The organism is Streptomyces sp. NBC_01477, from assembly GCF_036227245.1.
Lineage (GTDB): Bacteria > Actinomycetota > Actinomycetes > Streptomycetales > Streptomycetaceae > Actinacidiphila.
Window position 1 is genome coordinate 4990895 of record NZ_CP109445.1, and the last position, 16814, is coordinate 5007708.

Sequence of the window (16814 nt, forward strand, 5' to 3'; positions counted from 1 at the left end):
GGGAATGCGGACGGCGGGCGGGGCGCGTCCTACACGGGTGCGGGTGCGGCCGGTTCGGCCCACCGGCTGCTGCGCATGAGCGTGTGCTTGATGTCCACCAGGCGCGGCGCGATGGTCAGCGCCAGCTCCTCGACGGGGTGCAGCAGCCCGGCGGCGTCCTGCTCGGCGCGCCAGACCCGGTAGTCCAGGTCGGGGTAGGCGGGGTTGATCCCGACCTCGCCCTTCGGGAAGGTGCCGTTGAAGGGGACCACGATGTCCATGTGGTTCCAGTAGTTCCACGCCTGAAGCGCCTTGTGCTGGTCGTAGTAGAAGTAGAAGTCCGGGTAGCGGCCGAAGGTCCGCAGTTCGCGGTGGATCATGTGGCCCAGCAGCGGCCCGAGTTCGGCGGTCAGGCTGTCGAACTCCCAGCGCCTGTGGTGCCAGGCCCCGGGGATCTGCCCGCGGGTGAAGAGCCGGGCGGCGATGAGGTGGCTGATCCGCTCGGTCAGGTACGCGCGGGCGTGCGCCGGATCGACGGTGCTGTCGATCCGGGCGAGAAAGGCGTCGAAGTCCCCGGTCGGCGGGCGGAATGTCGCGAGGTCGAACCGGCCGGCCGTGTGCGGGAGGGTGGTGAAGAGCATCTCCTTGTACAGCCAGTTGTCGAACTCCCCGGCGGCGGCCAGCCGTACGGTCCGCGGCGCCGTCGAGTGCAGCATCAGGTACTCCGCCAGCGCCTCGAAGTACACGTATCCCAGGATCGGCAGCCGCGGGAGGGCGTCGTCCAGCAGCCGCAGGAAGAAGCCGGGCGGCACGCGGGCCCCTTCGTAGGCGATGGCCGCCGCCATCGAGAGCAGGGCCGTGCAGTTCTTCGTCCGGCTGACGACGGACTCGCGCAGCCGGTGCCGTTCGGCCTTGGAGAGCAGGTATTCGAGGCGGCTGTAGATCTGGAGGTGGATGCCGCCCAGGCGCAGGTAGTCGATGCCCGCCAGACCGCGGTAGGCCTGCTCGGGAAGGCGCAGTTCGAAGACCAGCGGGGTGGGCGTACGGTCCGGGGCGCCGCCCGACCTCGCCACGAAGGCGGGCGCCTCCCGGTCGAGGATGTAGGCGCCGAGGTTGTGCATGCGCAAGCCGCTGTCCGTAGGGGTGAGCGGGGCGCAGTAGACGCTCCCGACCAGGCAGCCGCCCGAGGGGTGGAGCACACCGTGCTCGGTGATCCGCTCCAGCGCGTGGGTGACGTGCAGCAGATGCAGGGTCCCGCCGCCGCGGAGCGCGTCGAAGAGGGCGTTGCCGCGCAGCAGGTGGCCGTTGGGCGTCTCCGCCAGCCGGCGTTCCCACTGCCCGGTCTGCTCGGCGAGCGGGTCGCCCCGGTGCGGGGCGGGGGCGGGTATCGGCGCCGTGTCGAAGAACGCGTGGGCGTCGGCCCACTGTTCGTAGGCGTCGCGGACGTCCATCAGGCAAGCAGCTCCCTCAGGTCCAGGGGTTCCAAGGCGCGCAGGACGGCGTGCCCGCTGTCGCAACCCGCCAGGCGGGCGGTCTCGGACCGCACCACCAGGTCGAACGCGGTCGCGCGGAGCCGGTCGAAGACATCGGGGCGTATGCGCACGTGGGCCGGGTCCGGCCACCAGCTCAGCTTCGGCAGCCGGTAGCGGTCGAGCGCGTCGGCGGCCTTGAGGAGGTCGCAGACGCGGGCGGCGCGGGCGTGGTCCGCCGTGTCGCCGCTGGTGAAGGCGGAGTAGGGCACGTCGTGCAGGCGTATCGCGGTGGCGGCGCGTACGACGCGGTGGGGCGCGGCGGTGAGGTGGAAGTGCGCCCAGACCTGGTCCGCGCGCTCCGTCAGCCATGCCGCCGCGCGCCGCCCGTGGCCCCGGTCGTCCTGGTCGTGCAGGCGGCGGCAGTCGTGCACGGCGGCGGCCAGGACGAGGTCGGCGGTCTCGTCCTCGCCGAGCCCGGTCCGCTCGGCGAGCATCGCGGCCAGCGCCGCCGTACGCATCGCGTGCCGCGTGCCGTGCAGCGACTCCGCCGTCCTGGCCTCGGCCCACCAGCCCGCCGGGACGGCGGACCTGGCCAGCAGCCGCAGGGACGCGGGCCGCAACGGCGGGCGGAGCGCGGGCCGGTCGGTGAAGTCGGGCCTGTTCGCCACGATCCAGCGGACGGTGGCCCGGTCGGTGTACTGGTGGCGCGGAAGGCGCTTGAGCGCGGCCAGTTCGACCAGGCTCACGGCGGGTCCGGCGGGTCCGGCGGGTCCGGCGGGTCCTGCGGGTCCGGCCGGTTCGGCGGGTCCGGTCGATCCGACGGGTCCTGCCGTTTTGGTCGTTCCGGTCGTTCCGGCCGGTTCAGCCGGTTCAGCCGCTTCGGCCGCTTCGTGCGGGCCGACGGCTGATCCGTGCGGCCCGGCGGACGGTTCGGCCGGACGTCCCTGCGGTGCGGTGGTGCTTCGCATCTGGTCCACCCCCCTCGGTGGTCTGGACGGCGGGCGCGTCAGCCGGCGGGTGCCGGCCGGCGCTCACCCGCCTTGCGGTCGCGTTCCGCGGCCTCGAACGCGGCTGTGAAGTCCGCGAGTTCCCGCTCGCTCATGAGCGGAACCGCCAATTCCGCGGCGACCGAGCGAATGAGCGATTCCGCCTCGTCCACCGCCGCCTGTCCGGGTGCGTCGTCGAGCAGCACTTCGAACTCGGCGTGGTGTCCCCATGCCTGGCTCCACTTCACCGCGATCTCCACCCCGCGGAAGCGGAAGTTGTGCCGCCGATTGAACGCCTCGTGCATGTCCGGCTCGAAACCGAGCGCGTTGAAGACACGTACGGCTGCGGCGACATCCGCACGTGCGAGCGGAAATTCCGTCTCGGAAAATGCGGCGCCCTGACCGATCTTGCTCATCTTGAGTGTGATCTTCGCCGTGCCCGCCGCGGTGTTGTCCGTGACCTTCAGCAATTTGTCGGGCAGCACGTAGAAGTAGATCCGTTTGTCGTCGCATCCGAGATCTTCGCCGTCGTTCTCCAGACGGGAAATGAGCCGGGCGTGCGCGGTCTTGTCGAAGCGCGCGCGCATCTCGATCTCCGTGGCCAAGGGTGTCGCCGCCTTCCTGGATGTCGTGGACGTATTCGCCGGTAGTGGGCGGGCGGGCGTCAGGCGGGCCGGCCGAACCGGTCGCGTACGACGCCCTCGTGCAGGTAGTGCGGGAGCAGTACGCCACCCACCGACACACGCGTGGTCGCGGCCTGCTCCAGGGTCTCGCCCGGGAAGTCCGCCAGCAGCCGGAGGCACTGCGTCACCCACTCGCGTGACCGTGCCCAGTCGCCGGCGTCCCGGGTCCGCACCGCGAGTGCGAAAGCCGTCTCCGTGGCCGCCCACCGGTCGGTCGCCAACTGGCTGTGGAAGGTGGTCTCCAGCTCCTCGACCGAGGCAGCGCGGGTCTGGCTGATCATGGTGCCCTTCTTCGTACGGTGGTGCTTCGTCGCTGATCAACGCCCCGATGCCCGACTGCTCGGCGTCGGTGGCGCGGTTTCCGGCTCAGTAGGTGAAGGTCTCCGCGAGGGTGCGGTAGTCGTGCAACTCGTCCTTGGCGAACCACAGGTCCAGTTCCTGGGCGGCCTCGTCCCTGTTGCCCGAGGCGTGCACCAGATTCGCCACCGCCTTGCCCGTGGCCAGGCTCGCGCCGCTGCTGTAGTGCGAGAAGTCGCCGCGTACCGTGCCCGCGGGCGCCTCGTCCGGGTAGGTGCTGCCGACGATCTTGCGTACGGTGGCGACCGCCCCGAAGCCTTCCAGCACCAGGGCGATGACCGGCCCCTGCTGCATGAAGGCGGCGGTGACGGCGTAGACCTCGGCGCCGTGCCGCTCCTCCAGGTCGAAGTAGTGGCGCCGGGTGAGGTCGGCGTCCATCCGCCGCATCTTGACGCCGACGATCTTCAGGGCGGCGTCCTCGAAGCGGGCGATGATCCGCCCGGCGACGCCGCGTACCACCGCGTCGGGTTTGAGGAGCACGAGGGTGCGCTCCACCGTCTGTTCCTGATCTTTGGCCATTGATTCCCTTTCGGCTGTCGGGCCGTCCGGCCGCCTGCTGCCGGCGGTTGACCCCCGGTAAGCAATATGACGACCATTCAGCACGTCATTCGACTGACATTACCCGCGCCGGGGCGCCCGTCGGCTCATGCGGCCGGCGGTCGACGCGTACGCGCCGGGTACTGGCCGGATGCGGTTCCATGCAATTGCGGATGCGGGCACTTCTTCGGCACGGTCCCGGTGTTGCTGAAACCATCCTGCTGGCGATCGTCTCTCGTTCGAGGGCTTGGACAGGCCATCAAGAGGACCTCCGCGGGACATATTCGGCGGGAAGTGATTGAGCCCGGGACAGTGGGGAACCGCCTGACTACGAGTGAAGCGGACGACCGCAATTGACGCGATGTACGGGCGGTGCAGCGGGGGTGCAGCGGCTGTGCAGAAGTGCTGCCGGCCGTTGAGCGGGAAGCGGGCCCGAGGGGAATGCGAGGGGGGACGCATGGACGTGGTGGACGTCTGGAGCGGGCGGAGCGCGTGCGTCCTCCAGGCCGCGCTGCGGATGACCAACGAGTCCTTCGCCAACCACCTCGGCATCGCGCTGCGTACGGTCGCGGCCTGGCACGCGTACCCGGACGTCGTCCCCCGGGCGGAGATGCAGCAGCTCCTGGACGCCGCCTACGAGCGGGCCGGCCCCGCGGTCCGCGCGCGGTTCGCCCTGCTGGCCCGGGCCGCCCCCGGTGGTCCGGGGCCGTCGCGCGGCGCCGAGGGCGGCGAGGCGGCGGGCGGCGGGGCGCAGGTGCTGCGGGTCGCGATCGCCGTCGTCCTGCGGGGGAGCGAGGTGCTGCTGGTCTGCCGCCGCGACGGCGACGCCTCCGGCATCACCTGGCAGTTCCCGGCCGGCGTGGTCAAACCGGGGGTGCGCCCGGAGACCGTGACCGTGCGCGAGACGCACGCCGAGACCGGCGTGCACTGTGCCGTACGCCGCAGCCTGGGCAGCCGGCTGCACCCGCTCACCGGCGTCCACTGCGAGTACTTCCTCTGCGATTACCTCGCCGGTGTAGCGCGGAACAGCGACATTCTGGAGAACATGGACGTTATGTGGGCTCGCAGAGACGCCGTCACGCGCTTCATCCCCGCCGAGGCGATCTTCCCGCCGATCACCGCAGCTCTGGAGGGCCAGCCATGACCGACAAGACCGCCGCGGAGCGCCCCGGCATCGCGGCCGCGATCATCGTTCATGACGGGTGCGTCCTGATGGTCCGCCGCCGGGTCGCCGAGGGCCAGCTCTCCTGGCAGTTCCCCGCCGGGGAGATCGAGGCGGGCGAGTCCCCCCAGGAGGCCGCGGTCCGCGAGACCCGCGAGGAGACCGGCCTGGAGGTCGTGGCCCTGCGCCTGCTCGGCGAGCGCGTCCACCCCAAGACCCAGCGCCTGATGTCCTACACGGCGTGCGAGGTCGTCGGCGGCGCCGCGTATGTCGCCGACACCGAAGAACTCGCCGAGCTGACCTGGTGCACCCGCGCCGACATCCCCGCCCACGTCCCCTACGGCCTCTTCCCCCCGGTCCAGGCCTACCTCGACGCGACCCTCCCCACCGACTGACCCAGCCGGGCGGCCCGGGCGAATTCGTCGTGCGGCCCGTACCCGCGGGGACTCGCGCCCGGTGCTCAGCCGGTTGCCGCCAGGCGGTGGGACGCGGCGGGCCGTATTCGGCGACGGCGGTACGTCCGGGGCCGGTCAGCGGCAGCAGGCGGTAGCCGGGGCCGAAGCCGCCGTTGGCGACCTGGCGGTACAGCCCGCTCAGTGCCGGCGGCAGGGTGAAGCCGAGGGCGGCCCCGGCGTCCGCGACGTCCCGCTCGCCGGCGCACGGCGGAAGGTCCGGGAACTCCTGCTCGGCGCGGGCACGGACGCGGACGAAGAGCTGGGCGAGGTCGTTCACGCGACCGACCTCAGGCCTCGGCACCGACAGGGACGGGGGCGGCGATCCGCCCGCGGGGGGCGGGCGCCCGATGGGGGAAGGCCGCTTTCGCGGTCGCGTCCCGCGGCTACAGTGCTGAGGTCAGTACCCGTCACCCGGTGACCTTGAGAAGGACCAACGGATAATGCCGACAGAGACGTTCGAGTTTCAGGTGGAAGCGCGCCAGCTTCTGCAGATGATGATCCACTCGATCTACTCCAACAAGGACGTGTTCCTGCGCGAGCTCGTCTCCAACGCCTCCGACGCCCTGGACAAGTTGCGGCTCGAAGCGCTCCGCGACGACTCGCTCGGCGCGGACGTGTCCGACCTCCACATCGCCCTCGACGCCGACCCGAAGGCCCGCACGCTGACCGTCCGGGACAACGGGGTCGGCATGTCGCGCGACGAAGTGGTCGAACTCATCGGGACCATCGCGAACTCGGGTACGGCGAAATTCCTGCGCGAGCTGAAAGAGGCCGACGGCGCGTCGGACGCCGAGGGGCTGATCGGCCAGTTCGGCGTCGGCTTCTACTCCAGCTTCATGGTCGCCGACGAGGTCACGCTGCTGACCCGGCGCGCGGGCGAGAGCCAGGGCACCCGCTGGACGTCGACCGGCGCGGGCACGTACACGGTGGAGACCGTCGAGGACGCGCCGCAGGGCACCACGATCCTGCTCCACCTCAAGCCGGAGGACTCCGAGGACCAGCTCCACGACTACACCTCGCCGTGGAAGCTCCGGGAGATCGTCAAGCGCTACTCCGACTTCATCACCTGGCCCATCCGCATGGCCGCGCAACCCGCACCCGACGCCGACGCGGAGGGGGCCGACGCCGGGCCGGGCGAGCCCGAGACGCTCAACTCCATGAAGGCGCTGTGGGCCCGCTCGCGCGACGAGGTCACCGACGACGAGTACCACGAGCTGTACAAGCACATCAGCCACGACTGGACCGACCCGCTGGAGACCATCCGCCTCCAGGCCGAGGGCACCTTCGAATACCAGGCGCTGCTGTTCATCCCGGCCCGCGCCCCGCAGGACCTCTTCCTCCAGGGCTACAAGCGCGGTGTCCAGCTCTACGTCAAGCGCGTCTTCATCATGGACGACTGCGAAGCGCTGATGCCGCCCTACCTGCGCTTCGTCAAGGGCGTGGTGGACGCGCAGGACCTGTCGCTCAACGTCTCGCGCGAGATCCTCCAGCAGGACCGGCAGATCCAGCTCATGCACCGCAGGCTGGCCAAGAAGGTGCTCTCCACGGTCAAGGACCTGATGACCGCGCACCCGGAGAAGTACGCAACTTTCTGGGGGGAGTTCGGCCGCGTCCTGAAGGAGGGGCTGCTCAGCGACCGCGAGAACCGCGACACCATCCTCGCCGTGTCGTCCTTCGCCACCACCCACGACAAGGACCAGCCGACCGCGCTGGCGCAGTACGTGGAGCGGATGAAGGACGGCCAGGAGCACATCTACTACCTCACCGGCGAGTCCCGGCAGGCCATCGAGAACTCGCCGCACATGGAGGCGTTCCAGGCCCGGGGCATCGAAGTGCTGCTGCTGACCGACCCGGTGGACGAGGTGTGGGTCGACACGGCCCCGGAGTTCGACGGCAAGCAGTTCCGCTCCGTCGCCAAGGGCGAGATCGACCTCGGCACCGCGCAGGAGAAGCAGGACGCGGACACCGAGCGCGGGAAGCAGCAGGAGGAGTACGCGGGCCTGCTGGCCTGGATGACCGACCGGCTGAGCGACGACGTCAAGGAGGTACGGCTCTCCTCCCGGCTCACCGTCTCGCCCGCCTGCGTCGTCTCGGACACGCACGACGTGACACCGGCGCTGGAGAACATCTACCGGGCGATGGGCCAGGAGATCCCGCACTCCAAGCGGATCCTCGAACTCAACCCCAAGCACCCGCTGGTCGTCGGCCTCAACCGGACCCACACCGAGCGCCCGGACGACGCCGGCCTCGGCGAGACCGCGGAACTCGTGCACAGCCTCGCCCTGTTGGCCGAGGGCGGCGAACTGGCCGACCCCGCCCGCTTCGTGAAGCTGATGGCCGACCGCCTCGAACGCACCCTGTGAGTCCGAACGCCCCGACGCCTCAGGCGGGATAGGCGTACGCCCCGGCACCCGGTTGTACAACTCCGGGAGCCGGGGCGCTTCTACACGTGGGGCGTCGCCGCGACCGCCTGCTCGGCCGTCCAGCGGTCCATCCGCTCCCACTGCCCGAGCAGCCACTCGCTGCGCGCCTCGTCGCTTCGCGGGATGTCGGCGGCCGGTATCCGCCACCAGTGGACCAGGACCGGGCGCCGGAAGGGCAGGAACGTCCAGGCGGCGCGCGGCGAGGCGATGACGTCGAGGCCCGCGTGCGCGACGAAGACCACGTCGGCGGTGGGAGCCGCCGCCAGCACCGCGAGGCTTCCGGCGTCCCGCGGCGGCAGTACGTAGTGCAGCCGGGCCGCGCGGGCGGCCCGCCGGTACTGGCCGAGGCGGCGCAGCCGCGCGACGGCCCGGCGGTGGCGGCGCGGGGTGAAGTTGCCTCCCTCGGGGAAGATCACCAGCGCGTCCTTCGGCCGCAGCCCCGTGGCCAGCGCCGCGATCGCGTCCTCGGCGGTGCCGTGGGCCGGGGGCAGGAAGCAGTGCGGCACCCGGCCGAGCAGGACGTCGAGGCACGGATCGGCGCGCAGCACCCCCTTGAGCACGGTGTGCGGCAGCAGACCCGCCTCGGTGAGCAGCATCTGCAGCAGCAGGAAGGAGTCGCCGAGGCCCGCGTGCCGCCCGAGGACCACCAGCGGCACGTCCGGAGTCCGGGCGGCGGCGGGCAGCGCGGGCGTCACCTCCACCCGCAGCCCGAACAGCCGTTCCGCCACCCGGCGCAGGACGGCCAGCAGCCGGGCGAGCACCCCGAAGGCCTCGGCCGCCCGCCGGTCCCGCGCGGCCGGCCCGCCGAGGGGGTTGCGCAGGAAGAGCACGGAGGCGGCCAGCAGCCCCGCGAGGTCCACCACGAGGTAGACCAGCAGGAAGCAGGCCATGCGTGTCGGGCGCCACGGCCCGCGCGCGACCAGCGACACGGGCGCGCTGAGCACGCTCACGGCGACAACCAGGGCCGCGGCCACCGGGATCAGCGCGATCAGCAGCACGGTGGTGACGGTCCGCCGCCCCGCGGTGACCAGCGCGGAGCCGAGGCCCGGAGACGGACGTACGGGTCCCGCGCCGGGCACGGGGTGCGCGGGTCCGCCGGACACAGCGCGGTCGGCCGGGCGGGCGGCCTGCGGCGGTATCGCTTCCCCGGGCACGGTGGTGTCGGCCGGGCGGATCGCCTCCCCGGCCGCGGTGGTGTCGGCCGGGCGGGCGGCCTGCGCCGGTATCGCTTCCCCGGGCATGGTGGTGTCGGCCGGGCGGATTGCTTCCCCCGGCAGCACGTGCTCGGCCTCCCGTGAGGCACGCGGCAGGCTCGTCGCCGGGCCGCCCCGCCCCGCGCGCTCGACCCGGCCGCCTGTCACGGGGCGCTTCACGCCGGGCCGTCCGCGGCGTCGAAGGCGGAGTCCAGGTAGCGCGAGGAGGCCGCGTAGGCCCGCTCGATGCGCTCGGCCGTCTGCCCGAAGGCCCGGTGGCGCAACTGGCTCAAGGTCCCGCCCACTTCGCCCGAGGCCGCGCCGCTGGGCAGCACGTGCACGGTGACGTGCGGCGGCAGGTCGGCCATGTCGCGGGCGAAGCGGTGCCTGCGGGCGATCTCGAACGCCACGGTGGCGACCTCCCACGGCAACCTGGGCGGGGTGAGGGGCCGTTCGATCCGGCCGACCTGCAACACATAGATCTCGCGGGCGCCCAGGGCGACGGCCCTGCCCACCGGGATGCTGTTGACCAGCCCGCCGTCCACGAAGTGCTCGCCGCCGAGCTTGACCGGCGGCAGCAGCCCCGGCACGGCGGACGACGCGAGCACCGCCTCGACCAGCGGACCGCTCTCGAACCAGTGCTCGGCGGCGTTTTCGATGCTCGCCGCCACGCACTGGAAGGGCACCGCGAGCTCCTCGATGCGGGCGACCGGCAGATGGTCGCCCAGCAGGTCGAGCAGCTGCGCCGGGGTGTAGAGGTGGGTGCGGCTGCGTACCGCGGTGGACAGCCGTCCGACCAGCGAACCGGCGAACACCCCCGCCCGGCCCAAACCCGTCCACAGGTCGATCAGTTCGCCCACCGCGGCCTGCGACGGCTCGGCGGCCACGGCGGCCCCGTTGATCGCGCCGACCGACGTGCCCAGCACCAGGCCCGGCTTCACCCCGGCGGCGAACAGCGCCTTGAGCATGCCGACTTCGTAGGCGCCCAGGGCGCCACCACCGCCCAGGACGAAGGCCGGGCCGGACACGTCACGCGCGCTGGGGTCCATGTCCCTCGCGTGCCCCGACTCCGCGCGGCCAAGCCGGACCGCGGCCTCACACCACGTGCTGGTGGGCCGGGTAGGTGAGGTAGCCCGCGTCGCCGCCCTGGTAGTACGTGGCCTCGTCGACCGGGGCGATCGGGAGTCCGCGCCTGAGCCGTTCGACCAGGTCGGGGTTGGCGAGGAAGGCGCGGCCGAAGCTGATGAGGTCGGCGCCCAGGCCGAGCCAGTGGTCGGCGTCGTCGCGGCCGGCCTGCTTCGGCCCCATCGGGTAGACGGGGTTCATCACGAGGGTGCCCGGCCAGGCCCGGCGCAGGCCGACCAGGACGTCCTCGTCCGCGGTGGCTTCGAGGTGGACGTAGGCGAGCCCGAGGCCGGCCAGTTCGGTCAGCAACGCGGCGTACAGCTCGGGGACATCGTTCTCCTCGACCCCCCAGAACGTACCGCCGGGTGAGAGCCGGATGCCGGTCCTGTCACCGCCGACGGCCTCGACGGTCGCGGCGACGGCTTCGACGGCGAAGCGGATCCGGTGGGCGACCGTGCCCCCGTAGCGGTCGGTGCGCAGGTTGGCGTTGGACGACAGGAACTGCGAGATCAGGTAGCCGTTGGCGCCGTGCAGCTCCACGCCGTCGAATCCGGCGTCCACCGCGCGGCGGGCGGCCTCGGCGTAGGACCGCGCGTGCTCGGGCACTTCCGCGGTCTCCAGGGCGCGCGGCACCGGGGCGGCCTGCGGCCCGGTCGGGGTGAACACGTCACCGACGGCGGCGACGGCCGAGGGTCCGACCGGCCGCGTACCGATGGTGTCGGGGTGCGAGACCCGGCCGCCGTGCATGAGCTGGGCGAAGATCCGTCCGCCGTTGGCGTGGACGGCGGCGGTCACGGGGCGCCACGCGGCGACCTGCTCGTCGGTGTGCAGTCCCGGCGTCCCCGGGTTGGACTGCCCGATCGCGCTGGGCTGCACGCCCTCGCTGACGATCAGCCCGGCCGTGGCCCGCTGGGCGTAGTAGGCCGCCATCGACGGCGTCGCCAGACCGCCGGCGGCGGCCCTGATCCGGGTCATCGGGGCCATGACCGTGCGGTTGGGGAGGGTCAGCCCGCCGAGCCGGTAGCTGGTGAAGAGAGAGGTCACGTCGGATCCCTTGTGGTCCTCGGTGCCCGCATCTCGGGCACGAGAGCTACGCTAAAACCTCACATTCATGTCAGAGGCAAGCCGGTATGACGCAGGTCACAGACCGGCGGACGCGGTCAGGAGGACACCGTGCGGATCGGGGAACTGGCGGCGCGGGCCGGAGTGAGCGTCCGGTCGGTGCGCTACTACGAGGAGCAGGGGCTGCTCGCCAGCACCCGCAGCGCCAGCGGGCAGCGGCACTACACGGAAGCCGAGGTCGAGCGGGTCGCGTTCATCCAGCGGCTGTACACGGCCGGCCTGTCCAGCCGCACCATCGCCGGGCTGCTGCCCTGCGTCGACGCGCCCAGCCAGGCCAATTCCGACGCCGCGATCGCCCGCATGGAGCTGGAGCGCGACCGGCTCTCCGCGCACATCGCCGACCTCGTACGGACCCGGGACGCGCTCGACGGGCTGATGGCCACGGCCCGCGCGCACCGGGCGGAGCTGGTGGCCGCCGCCGTGGCCGGCTGACCGGGCGCTTTACGGAGCCGTGCCGCCGTCGCCGCTCCCGCCGGACCCGTCGCTCGGGGTGGGGGTCGGGGAGGGCGGGGTGGTGGTCGGCGGCGGGGACGTCGTCGGGGGCGGCGTGGGCTGACCGCTGCCACCGCTGCCACCGCTCCCGCCGGTGCCGGTGGACGGCGCCGGGTCCGAGGGCCGCGGGGACGAGGGAGTGGGGTCCTGCCCGGGCTGCCCGTTGCCGTCGCCGCCGTCGCCGTGCGGGCCGGTGGTGGTGCCGTCGGTCGGGCTGTCGGTGCCGCCGGGCGCGGGGGTGTGCTCGGTGCCGCCGGAGTGCGGTGAATTGCGGCCGTTGACGGCGTTGCCGATGGTGGTGCCGTGCCCTCCGCTGATGCTCTCCCCGGCGATGGCCTCGTAGCCGGTGATCCCGCCCATGGTGAGCCCGAAGGCCAGCGCGACGGCGACCACGGGCCGCTTCCAGCCGCGCTTGCCGGCCCGGTAGGAGGTGGCCTCGCCGTAGCCGTCCCCGCCGTCCCCGCCGCCCTGCCCGGCGTCGGCATCGGAGTCTGCGTCCACGTCGGAGACGGGAGTGGCTTCGGTGCCGGAGGCGGGAGCGGTGTCGGCGTCGGTGCCAGGGACCTCGCCCGTGCCGGTGTCGGAGAGCGGGCCAGTGCTGGTCACGGGGCTGGTCAGCGGCCCGGTGCCGGTGGCGTCCGCCTCCGGGAGCGCCCGCGTGCGGTCCGTACGGTCCGCCGCCGCGTCCGACCGCGTCCACACCTGCTCGCGGACCCGGCGGACGCCGGGCCTGGCCTGCACGGCGACCTCCTGGACCTGCCGGCCGGTGCGCCGGAAGAAGTGCTGGAGGATCGAGCCGCCGCAGGTGCCCAGGACGCTGACCACGCCCGCGCCCACGATGGTGCCGTAGACGCCGAGATTCGAGGCGAGCTTGGCGGCCACCACCGCCGCGACCGCGCTCCCCGCCACCTGCGGCACGCTCAGGTCGAGCCGGCCCGCGCCGCCCGCCTTCTCCGGTGCTGCCGGCGTCACCGGTGCGTCCGTCTCCGCGTCCGCCCGCTGCGGCATCCGCACGCGTTCCGTACGTCCCGTGTCCGCCGGGCGCCCGTCACCGCCCCGTGCCTCGCCCATGCTGGACCTGCCCGCCTTTCCCGATCAGCCTCTCGGGGTCATACGGCTCGGCCCGCGTACAAGTTCCTTTTGTCGGATTTTCGTGAGGTACGCCACTGTGGGCGGATTGCGCCCGGCGGACGCGGTACGGGCGGCGCCGCGGTCCCGCCCCGCCCGGCGGCGCGGGTCGCCCCCGGCGATAGCCTGCGGGTCCGCGGACGCCGTACGGCGGACGGACTGGAGGGGGACCCGAAATGACGGACGCATCCGGCGGTTATCCACCGGGAGCCGGGCCGGCCGGGCGTGTCCCGGCGGAGGACGAGCTGCTCAGGATCGTCGCGGGGCAGCAGCTGGGCGTCCTCGCGGTGATCAAGTCCGACGGCCGTCCGCACCTGTCCAACGTGGCCTACGCCTGGGATCCCGCCGAGCGCGTCGCACGGGTCTCCACCGTCGCCGGCCGCGCCAAGGTGCGGCTTCTGCGCAACGACCCGCGGTGCTCCCTGCACATCGGCGAGACCGTCCTCAGATACGCCGTCGCCGAGGCCGAGGCGGAGCTGTCCCCGGTCAGCGAGGCAGCCGGCGACGCGACGGGGCTCGAACTGCTGCGGATGAGCCCCGAATTCGACACCCCCGAGTCCCGCTCGGCCTTCCTCGACCAGATGGTCAAGGACCGCCGCATGGTGCTCCGGCTGCGCGTCTCGCGGCTGTACGGCCTGTCCATCGACCTCCCCTGACGGTACGGCCGCCGCCCCGGCACCTACCCGACCGGCCGCGTACCTCCGCGGCGCCCGGGCTCACCGCGTACCGCCCCGGGTCATGACCGCGCGGGCCAGCGAGACCCGGGAGCGGACGGCGAGCTTGCGGTAGGCGCGGGTGAGGGCGGCCTCCACCGTCTTGACGCTGATGGTGAGCCGGGCGGCGATCTCGCGGTTGCTGGCGCCCTGGGCCACGAGGACGGCGACCCGGTGCTCGGTGGCGGTGAGGGCGTCGAGGCCGGCCGGGATGGCGGCGGCGGACGCGGGCACGCCGAGGTCGTCGAGGGCGGCGGTGGTGACCGTCAGCCAGGGGCGCGCGCCCGCCCGGGTGAAGAGCCGGGCGGCCTCGGCCAGGGCGGTACGGGCCGGGACGGGGGCGCCCCGGCGGGCGTGCAGCCGGCCGAGGACGAGGTGGGTGCGGGCCTCCTCCAGCCGGTACGGGAGCGCCGCCAGCCGCGCTGCGGTGAGTTCGAGCCGGGCGACCGCGGCGTCCGGGTCGCCGCGCGCCTCGGTCACCAGGGCCGCCGCCCGGTCCAGTACGGCCAGCAGCCCGTGCCTGCCCAGCCGGACCGCCTGCGCACGGGTCTCCGCGAGGAGGTCGGCCGCCTCGTCCGCGCAGCCCGTCGCCACCAGCGCCTCCGCGAGGTCCGGCTGCCAGCGGCGTACGGCGGGATCGCCCTGGCCCTGCCCGGTCTCCAGCAGCCGGACCCGCTGGAGGGCGTGCACGGCGGCGTCCGGTTCGCCGCGCAGCAGCCGGACGTGGCCCTCCGCGTGCAGCGCGCGGGGCAGGAAGAGCTGGTCGTCGTCGTCCTCGCTGTGCCGCCTGGCCCGGTCCGCCGCGGCCAGCGCCCGGTCCGCGGCGCCGCCCGCCGCCTCGGCGAGCGCGACCGCGTACCAGGCGGGCCCCTGGCTCAGCCCGGCCTGCTCGGCGACCCGCAGCGCCTGGTGGGCGAGGTCGAGGGCGGCCTCGCACCGGCCGCGCAGGATCTCGACCTGCGCGAGGCCGGACAGGCACTGGCACAGGCTCTCGGCCGAGCCCCGGTAGCGCACGGTGTAGACCAGCGCCCGCAGTTCGGTCCTGGCGTCGTCGAGCCGGTCGTGCAGGAGGTGGCGGCGGTGCTTGAGGAAGACCGGGCCGTTGTGGTCGAACAGCACGAGCGGGTCCTGCGGCGCGGCCAGCGCGCGGGTCAGGGTCCGCTCGGCGCCGGGGCGGCCGAGGTAGAACTCCAGGGCCGACTGCTGGGTGAGCGCGAGCAGTTCGGTCCGCCGGTCGCCGGCCCGCAGTGCCAGGACCGCGGAGTCGGCCGCGTGGGTCAGCGCGGCGGCTGCCGAGCCCTCCACCAACCAGGCCCGCCAGCTGAGCCGGTAGTGCAGCCGGGCGAGCAGCTCCGGGTCGTCGCGGGCGTCTTCGAGCGCCTGCGGGAAGACGTCCGCGACCTCGGCCATCGCCTGCCCGGACGAGTCGAGCACCACGATCCACGCGCGTACCCGGTCCGCGGCGCGGGCGGACTCGGCCAGCACCTCGTGCGCGATCGCGCGGGCCAGCGCGTAGTCGCCCGCGGCGACCGCGTCCTCCGCGGCGGTGAGCCGCCGGTCGGCGTCGGCCGCGGGGTCGGCCGACGGGGTGTGGTCGGCGGCGAGCTGCCCGAGCCGGGCGGCGATCGCGGGTGCGCCGCGGCGCCGGGCCGCGGTGGCCGCCGCGGTGAGCGCGGCGGCGGTCTCCGCGTTCCAGCCGGGCGACAACGACGCGAGGTGGTGGGCGCGTTCGACCGGGTCGTCGGCCGCCTCGGCGAGCGCGGCGTGCACGCGGCGCCGCCCGGCGGGGGCGGCGTCCTCGTACACGACCCGCGGCATCAGCGGCTGCGTGAACCGTACGGCGCCGGCCGGCGACGGCTCCACGATGCCCAGCAGGACCGCCTCGTGCACATCGGCGGGCGCGGTGTCGCAGCCGGCCCGGCGCAGCAGCGCGACGGTGGGGCTGGCCGCGGCGCTCGCGGCGAGCAGCGTACGGCGGGCCCGCGGGGTCAGCGGGGCGAGCCGGGCGAGCAGCAGGCGGCGCAGCGCGGGCGGGATCGGCAGCGGGCCCGACGGGTCCCGCCCGGTCGCGCGGCTCTCCTCGGCGAGCGCGCGGGACAGTTCGAGGGCGGTGTACGGATTGCCGCCGGACGCCGTGTGCAGCCGGGCCAGCACCGGGCGCGGCCAGGCGGGGCCGCCCTGCCCGGCGAGCAGCGCGGCGACCTCCCGCTCGGTCATCGGCGGTACTGCCAGCGCCACGACGGGACCGGGGCACAGCGCCTCGGCCTGCCCGCTCCCGGCCCCCGCCGGACCGTTCGGGGTGCGTACGGCCGCGATCGCGGTGAGCGGCAACTGCCGGGCGCGCCGGGCCACGAAGGCCAGCGCCTCCGCGCTCGGGCGGTCCAGCCACTGGGCGTCGTCCAGTACGAGCAGCACGGGCGAGCGCTCGCACAGCGCGGTGAGGGCCTTGAGCACGGCCATCCGCAGCGTGAGGACATCGTCGTACGCGCTCCCGTACGACCGCCCGCGCGCCGCGTCCTGTGCCGCGTCCCGCGCCGCCGACCGGTGCAACGCGGCCCGCAACAGGGCCTGTTCGTGGGACGACAGCACCTCGAAGGCCGGGTCGCCGACCTCGGAGAACAGGTCGATCATGCCGAGGAAGGGCAGGTGGCGCTCGGCCTCGGCGGGTGCGCACCGCAGTACCAGGGTCCCGGCCCGCTCGGCCGTCCGCTCCGCCGCCAGTACGGCGGTCAACGTCGAGCGGCCGATGCCCGGTTCGCCCGTGAGCAGCACGCTGTCGCCGGCGTCCAGCGCGGCACTGGCGGTCGTGAGCAGCGCGCCCCGGCCGGTGAGCCGTGCGTCCGAACTGACCGATTCGATCCGTCTGACCATGCACCTGCCAACCTCGGGGCGTGATCCAAGTGTCGGAACCCGCGTCCCCGCGGTCAATCCCACGTCGCGGGTGGCGTGCGCGGCGGCCGAACACCGGCCGGACCGGCGGCGGTGGC

At 73.7% G+C, this 16814-nt stretch carries 15 protein-coding genes; 5 read left to right on the top strand and 10 right to left on the bottom strand.

Going from position 1 to position 16814, the window contains the following annotated elements:
* Positions 1-29: 29 nt before the first annotated feature.
* The 5 genes from OHA86_RS21055 to OHA86_RS21075 all read right to left on the bottom strand — a co-directional run bounded on the left by OHA86_RS21055 (position 30) and on the right by OHA86_RS21075 (position 3996).
* On the bottom strand, positions 30-1430 hold the full coding sequence (locus OHA86_RS21055; protein ID WP_329177525.1) for a hypothetical protein: 1401 nt from the start codon (positions 1428-1430) through the stop codon (positions 30-32).
* The gene (locus OHA86_RS21060) at positions 1430-2197 is read right to left on the bottom strand and encodes a hypothetical protein (protein ID WP_329177526.1); all 768 of its coding nucleotides are present in this window, start codon (positions 2195-2197) and stop codon (positions 1430-1432) included. The genes OHA86_RS21055 and OHA86_RS21060 overlap by 1 nt, the downstream gene beginning before the upstream one ends.
* Before the next feature lie 260 nt (positions 2198-2457).
* Complete coding sequence (locus OHA86_RS21065) at positions 2458-3042, bottom strand: hypothetical protein (protein ID WP_329177528.1); 585 nt, start codon at positions 3040-3042, stop codon at positions 2458-2460.
* A gap of 59 nt (positions 3043-3101) precedes the next feature.
* Positions 3102-3401, bottom strand: a complete 300-nt coding sequence (locus OHA86_RS21070) for a hypothetical protein (RefSeq protein WP_329177530.1) — start codon at positions 3399-3401, stop codon at positions 3102-3104.
* Positions 3402-3486: 85 nt separating this feature from the next.
* On the bottom strand, positions 3487-3996 hold the full coding sequence (locus OHA86_RS21075) for a nucleoside-diphosphate kinase (RefSeq protein ID WP_329177532.1): 510 nt from the start codon (positions 3994-3996) through the stop codon (positions 3487-3489).
* A 475-nt stretch (positions 3997-4471) separates the two neighbouring features.
* On the opposite strand from OHA86_RS21075, the gene OHA86_RS21080 reads away from it, so the two are divergent.
* The 3 genes from OHA86_RS21080 to htpG all read left to right on the top strand — a co-directional run bounded on the left by OHA86_RS21080 (position 4472) and on the right by htpG (position 7994).
* A complete protein-coding gene (locus OHA86_RS21080; protein ID WP_329177534.1) occupies positions 4472-5158 on the top strand; it encodes an NUDIX hydrolase in 687 nt (228 codons plus the stop codon).
* Entirely contained in the window at positions 5155-5571 is a 417-nt protein-coding gene (locus OHA86_RS21085) for an NUDIX hydrolase (RefSeq protein WP_329177536.1), read from the top strand. The genes OHA86_RS21080 and OHA86_RS21085 overlap by 4 nt, the downstream gene beginning before the upstream one ends.
* Positions 5572-6071: 500 nt before the next feature.
* Positions 6072-7994, top strand: coding sequence for a molecular chaperone HtpG (gene htpG, locus OHA86_RS21090; protein ID WP_329177539.1), 1923 nt, complete (start codon positions 6072-6074; stop codon positions 7992-7994).
* A gap of 80 nt (positions 7995-8074) precedes the next feature.
* On the opposite strand, the gene OHA86_RS21095 is transcribed toward htpG, so the two are convergent.
* The 3 genes from OHA86_RS21095 to OHA86_RS21105 are packed head-to-tail and all read right to left on the bottom strand — an operon-like array spanning position 8075 to position 11416.
* Entirely contained in the window at positions 8075-9427 is a 1353-nt protein-coding gene (locus OHA86_RS21095; protein WP_329177541.1) for a hypothetical protein, read from the bottom strand.
* Positions 9424-10296 (bottom strand): patatin-like phospholipase family protein, encoded by an 873-nt coding sequence (locus tag OHA86_RS21100; protein WP_329177542.1) that lies wholly within the window; start codon positions 10294-10296, stop codon positions 9424-9426. Before OHA86_RS21100 ends, OHA86_RS21095 begins: the two co-directional genes overlap by 4 nt.
* 46 nt (positions 10297-10342) lie before the next feature.
* On the bottom strand, positions 10343-11416 hold the full coding sequence (locus OHA86_RS21105; protein WP_329177544.1) for an alkene reductase: 1074 nt from the start codon (positions 11414-11416) through the stop codon (positions 10343-10345).
* Positions 11417-11545: 129 nt separating this feature from the next.
* Between OHA86_RS21105 and OHA86_RS21110 the strand changes: the two genes are divergently transcribed.
* On the top strand, positions 11546-11926 hold the full coding sequence (locus tag OHA86_RS21110) for a MerR family transcriptional regulator (protein ID WP_329177547.1): 381 nt from the start codon (positions 11546-11548) through the stop codon (positions 11924-11926).
* A 9-nt stretch (positions 11927-11935) separates the two neighbouring features.
* On the opposite strand, the gene OHA86_RS21115 is transcribed toward OHA86_RS21110, so the two are convergent.
* Positions 11936-13057: a hypothetical protein gene (locus OHA86_RS21115; RefSeq protein ID WP_329177549.1), complete on the bottom strand. Its 1122-nt coding sequence runs from the start codon at positions 13055-13057 to the stop codon at positions 11936-11938.
* Positions 13058-13290: 233 nt separating this feature from the next.
* Here OHA86_RS21115 and OHA86_RS21120 point away from each other — a divergent pair, with 233 nt between their 5' ends.
* Positions 13291-13770, top strand: a complete 480-nt coding sequence (locus OHA86_RS21120; protein ID WP_329177551.1) for a TIGR03618 family F420-dependent PPOX class oxidoreductase — start codon at positions 13291-13293, stop codon at positions 13768-13770.
* Positions 13771-13830: 60 nt separating this feature from the next.
* On the opposite strand, the gene OHA86_RS21125 is transcribed toward OHA86_RS21120, so the two are convergent.
* Positions 13831-16698, bottom strand: a complete 2868-nt coding sequence (locus tag OHA86_RS21125; protein ID WP_329177553.1) for an AAA family ATPase — start codon at positions 16696-16698, stop codon at positions 13831-13833.
* Positions 16699-16814 lie beyond the last annotated feature (116 nt).

What these genes read in the sequence shown, in the direction of transcription:
- OHA86_RS21055 (WP_329177525.1), bottom strand. Translation starts at nt 1,430, where the DNA reads ATGGACGTCCGCGACGCCTACGAACAGTGGGCCGACGCCCACGCGTTC.
- OHA86_RS21070 (WP_329177530.1), bottom strand. Translation starts at nt 3,401, where the DNA reads ATGATCAGCCAGACCCGCGCTGCCTCGGTCGAGGAGCTGGAGACCACC.
- OHA86_RS21075 (WP_329177532.1), bottom strand. Translation starts at nt 3,996, where the DNA reads ATGGCCAAAGATCAGGAACAGACGGTGGAGCGCACCCTCGTGCTCCTC.
- OHA86_RS21080 (WP_329177534.1), top strand. Translation starts at nt 4,472, where the DNA reads ATGGACGTGGTGGACGTCTGGAGCGGGCGGAGCGCGTGCGTCCTCCAG.
- OHA86_RS21085 (WP_329177536.1), top strand. Translation starts at nt 5,155, where the DNA reads ATGACCGACAAGACCGCCGCGGAGCGCCCCGGCATCGCGGCCGCGATC.
- htpG (WP_329177539.1), top strand. Translation starts at nt 6,072, where the DNA reads ATGCCGACAGAGACGTTCGAGTTTCAGGTGGAAGCGCGCCAGCTTCTG.
- OHA86_RS21100 (WP_329177542.1), bottom strand. Translation starts at nt 10,296, where the DNA reads ATGGACCCCAGCGCGCGTGACGTGTCCGGCCCGGCCTTCGTCCTGGGC.
- OHA86_RS21115 (WP_329177549.1), bottom strand. Translation starts at nt 13,057, where the DNA reads ATGGGCGAGGCACGGGGCGGTGACGGGCGCCCGGCGGACACGGGACGT.
- OHA86_RS21120 (WP_329177551.1), top strand. Translation starts at nt 13,291, where the DNA reads ATGACGGACGCATCCGGCGGTTATCCACCGGGAGCCGGGCCGGCCGGG.
- OHA86_RS21125 (WP_329177553.1), bottom strand. Translation starts at nt 16,698, where the DNA reads ATGGTCAGACGGATCGAATCGGTCAGTTCGGACGCACGGCTCACCGGC.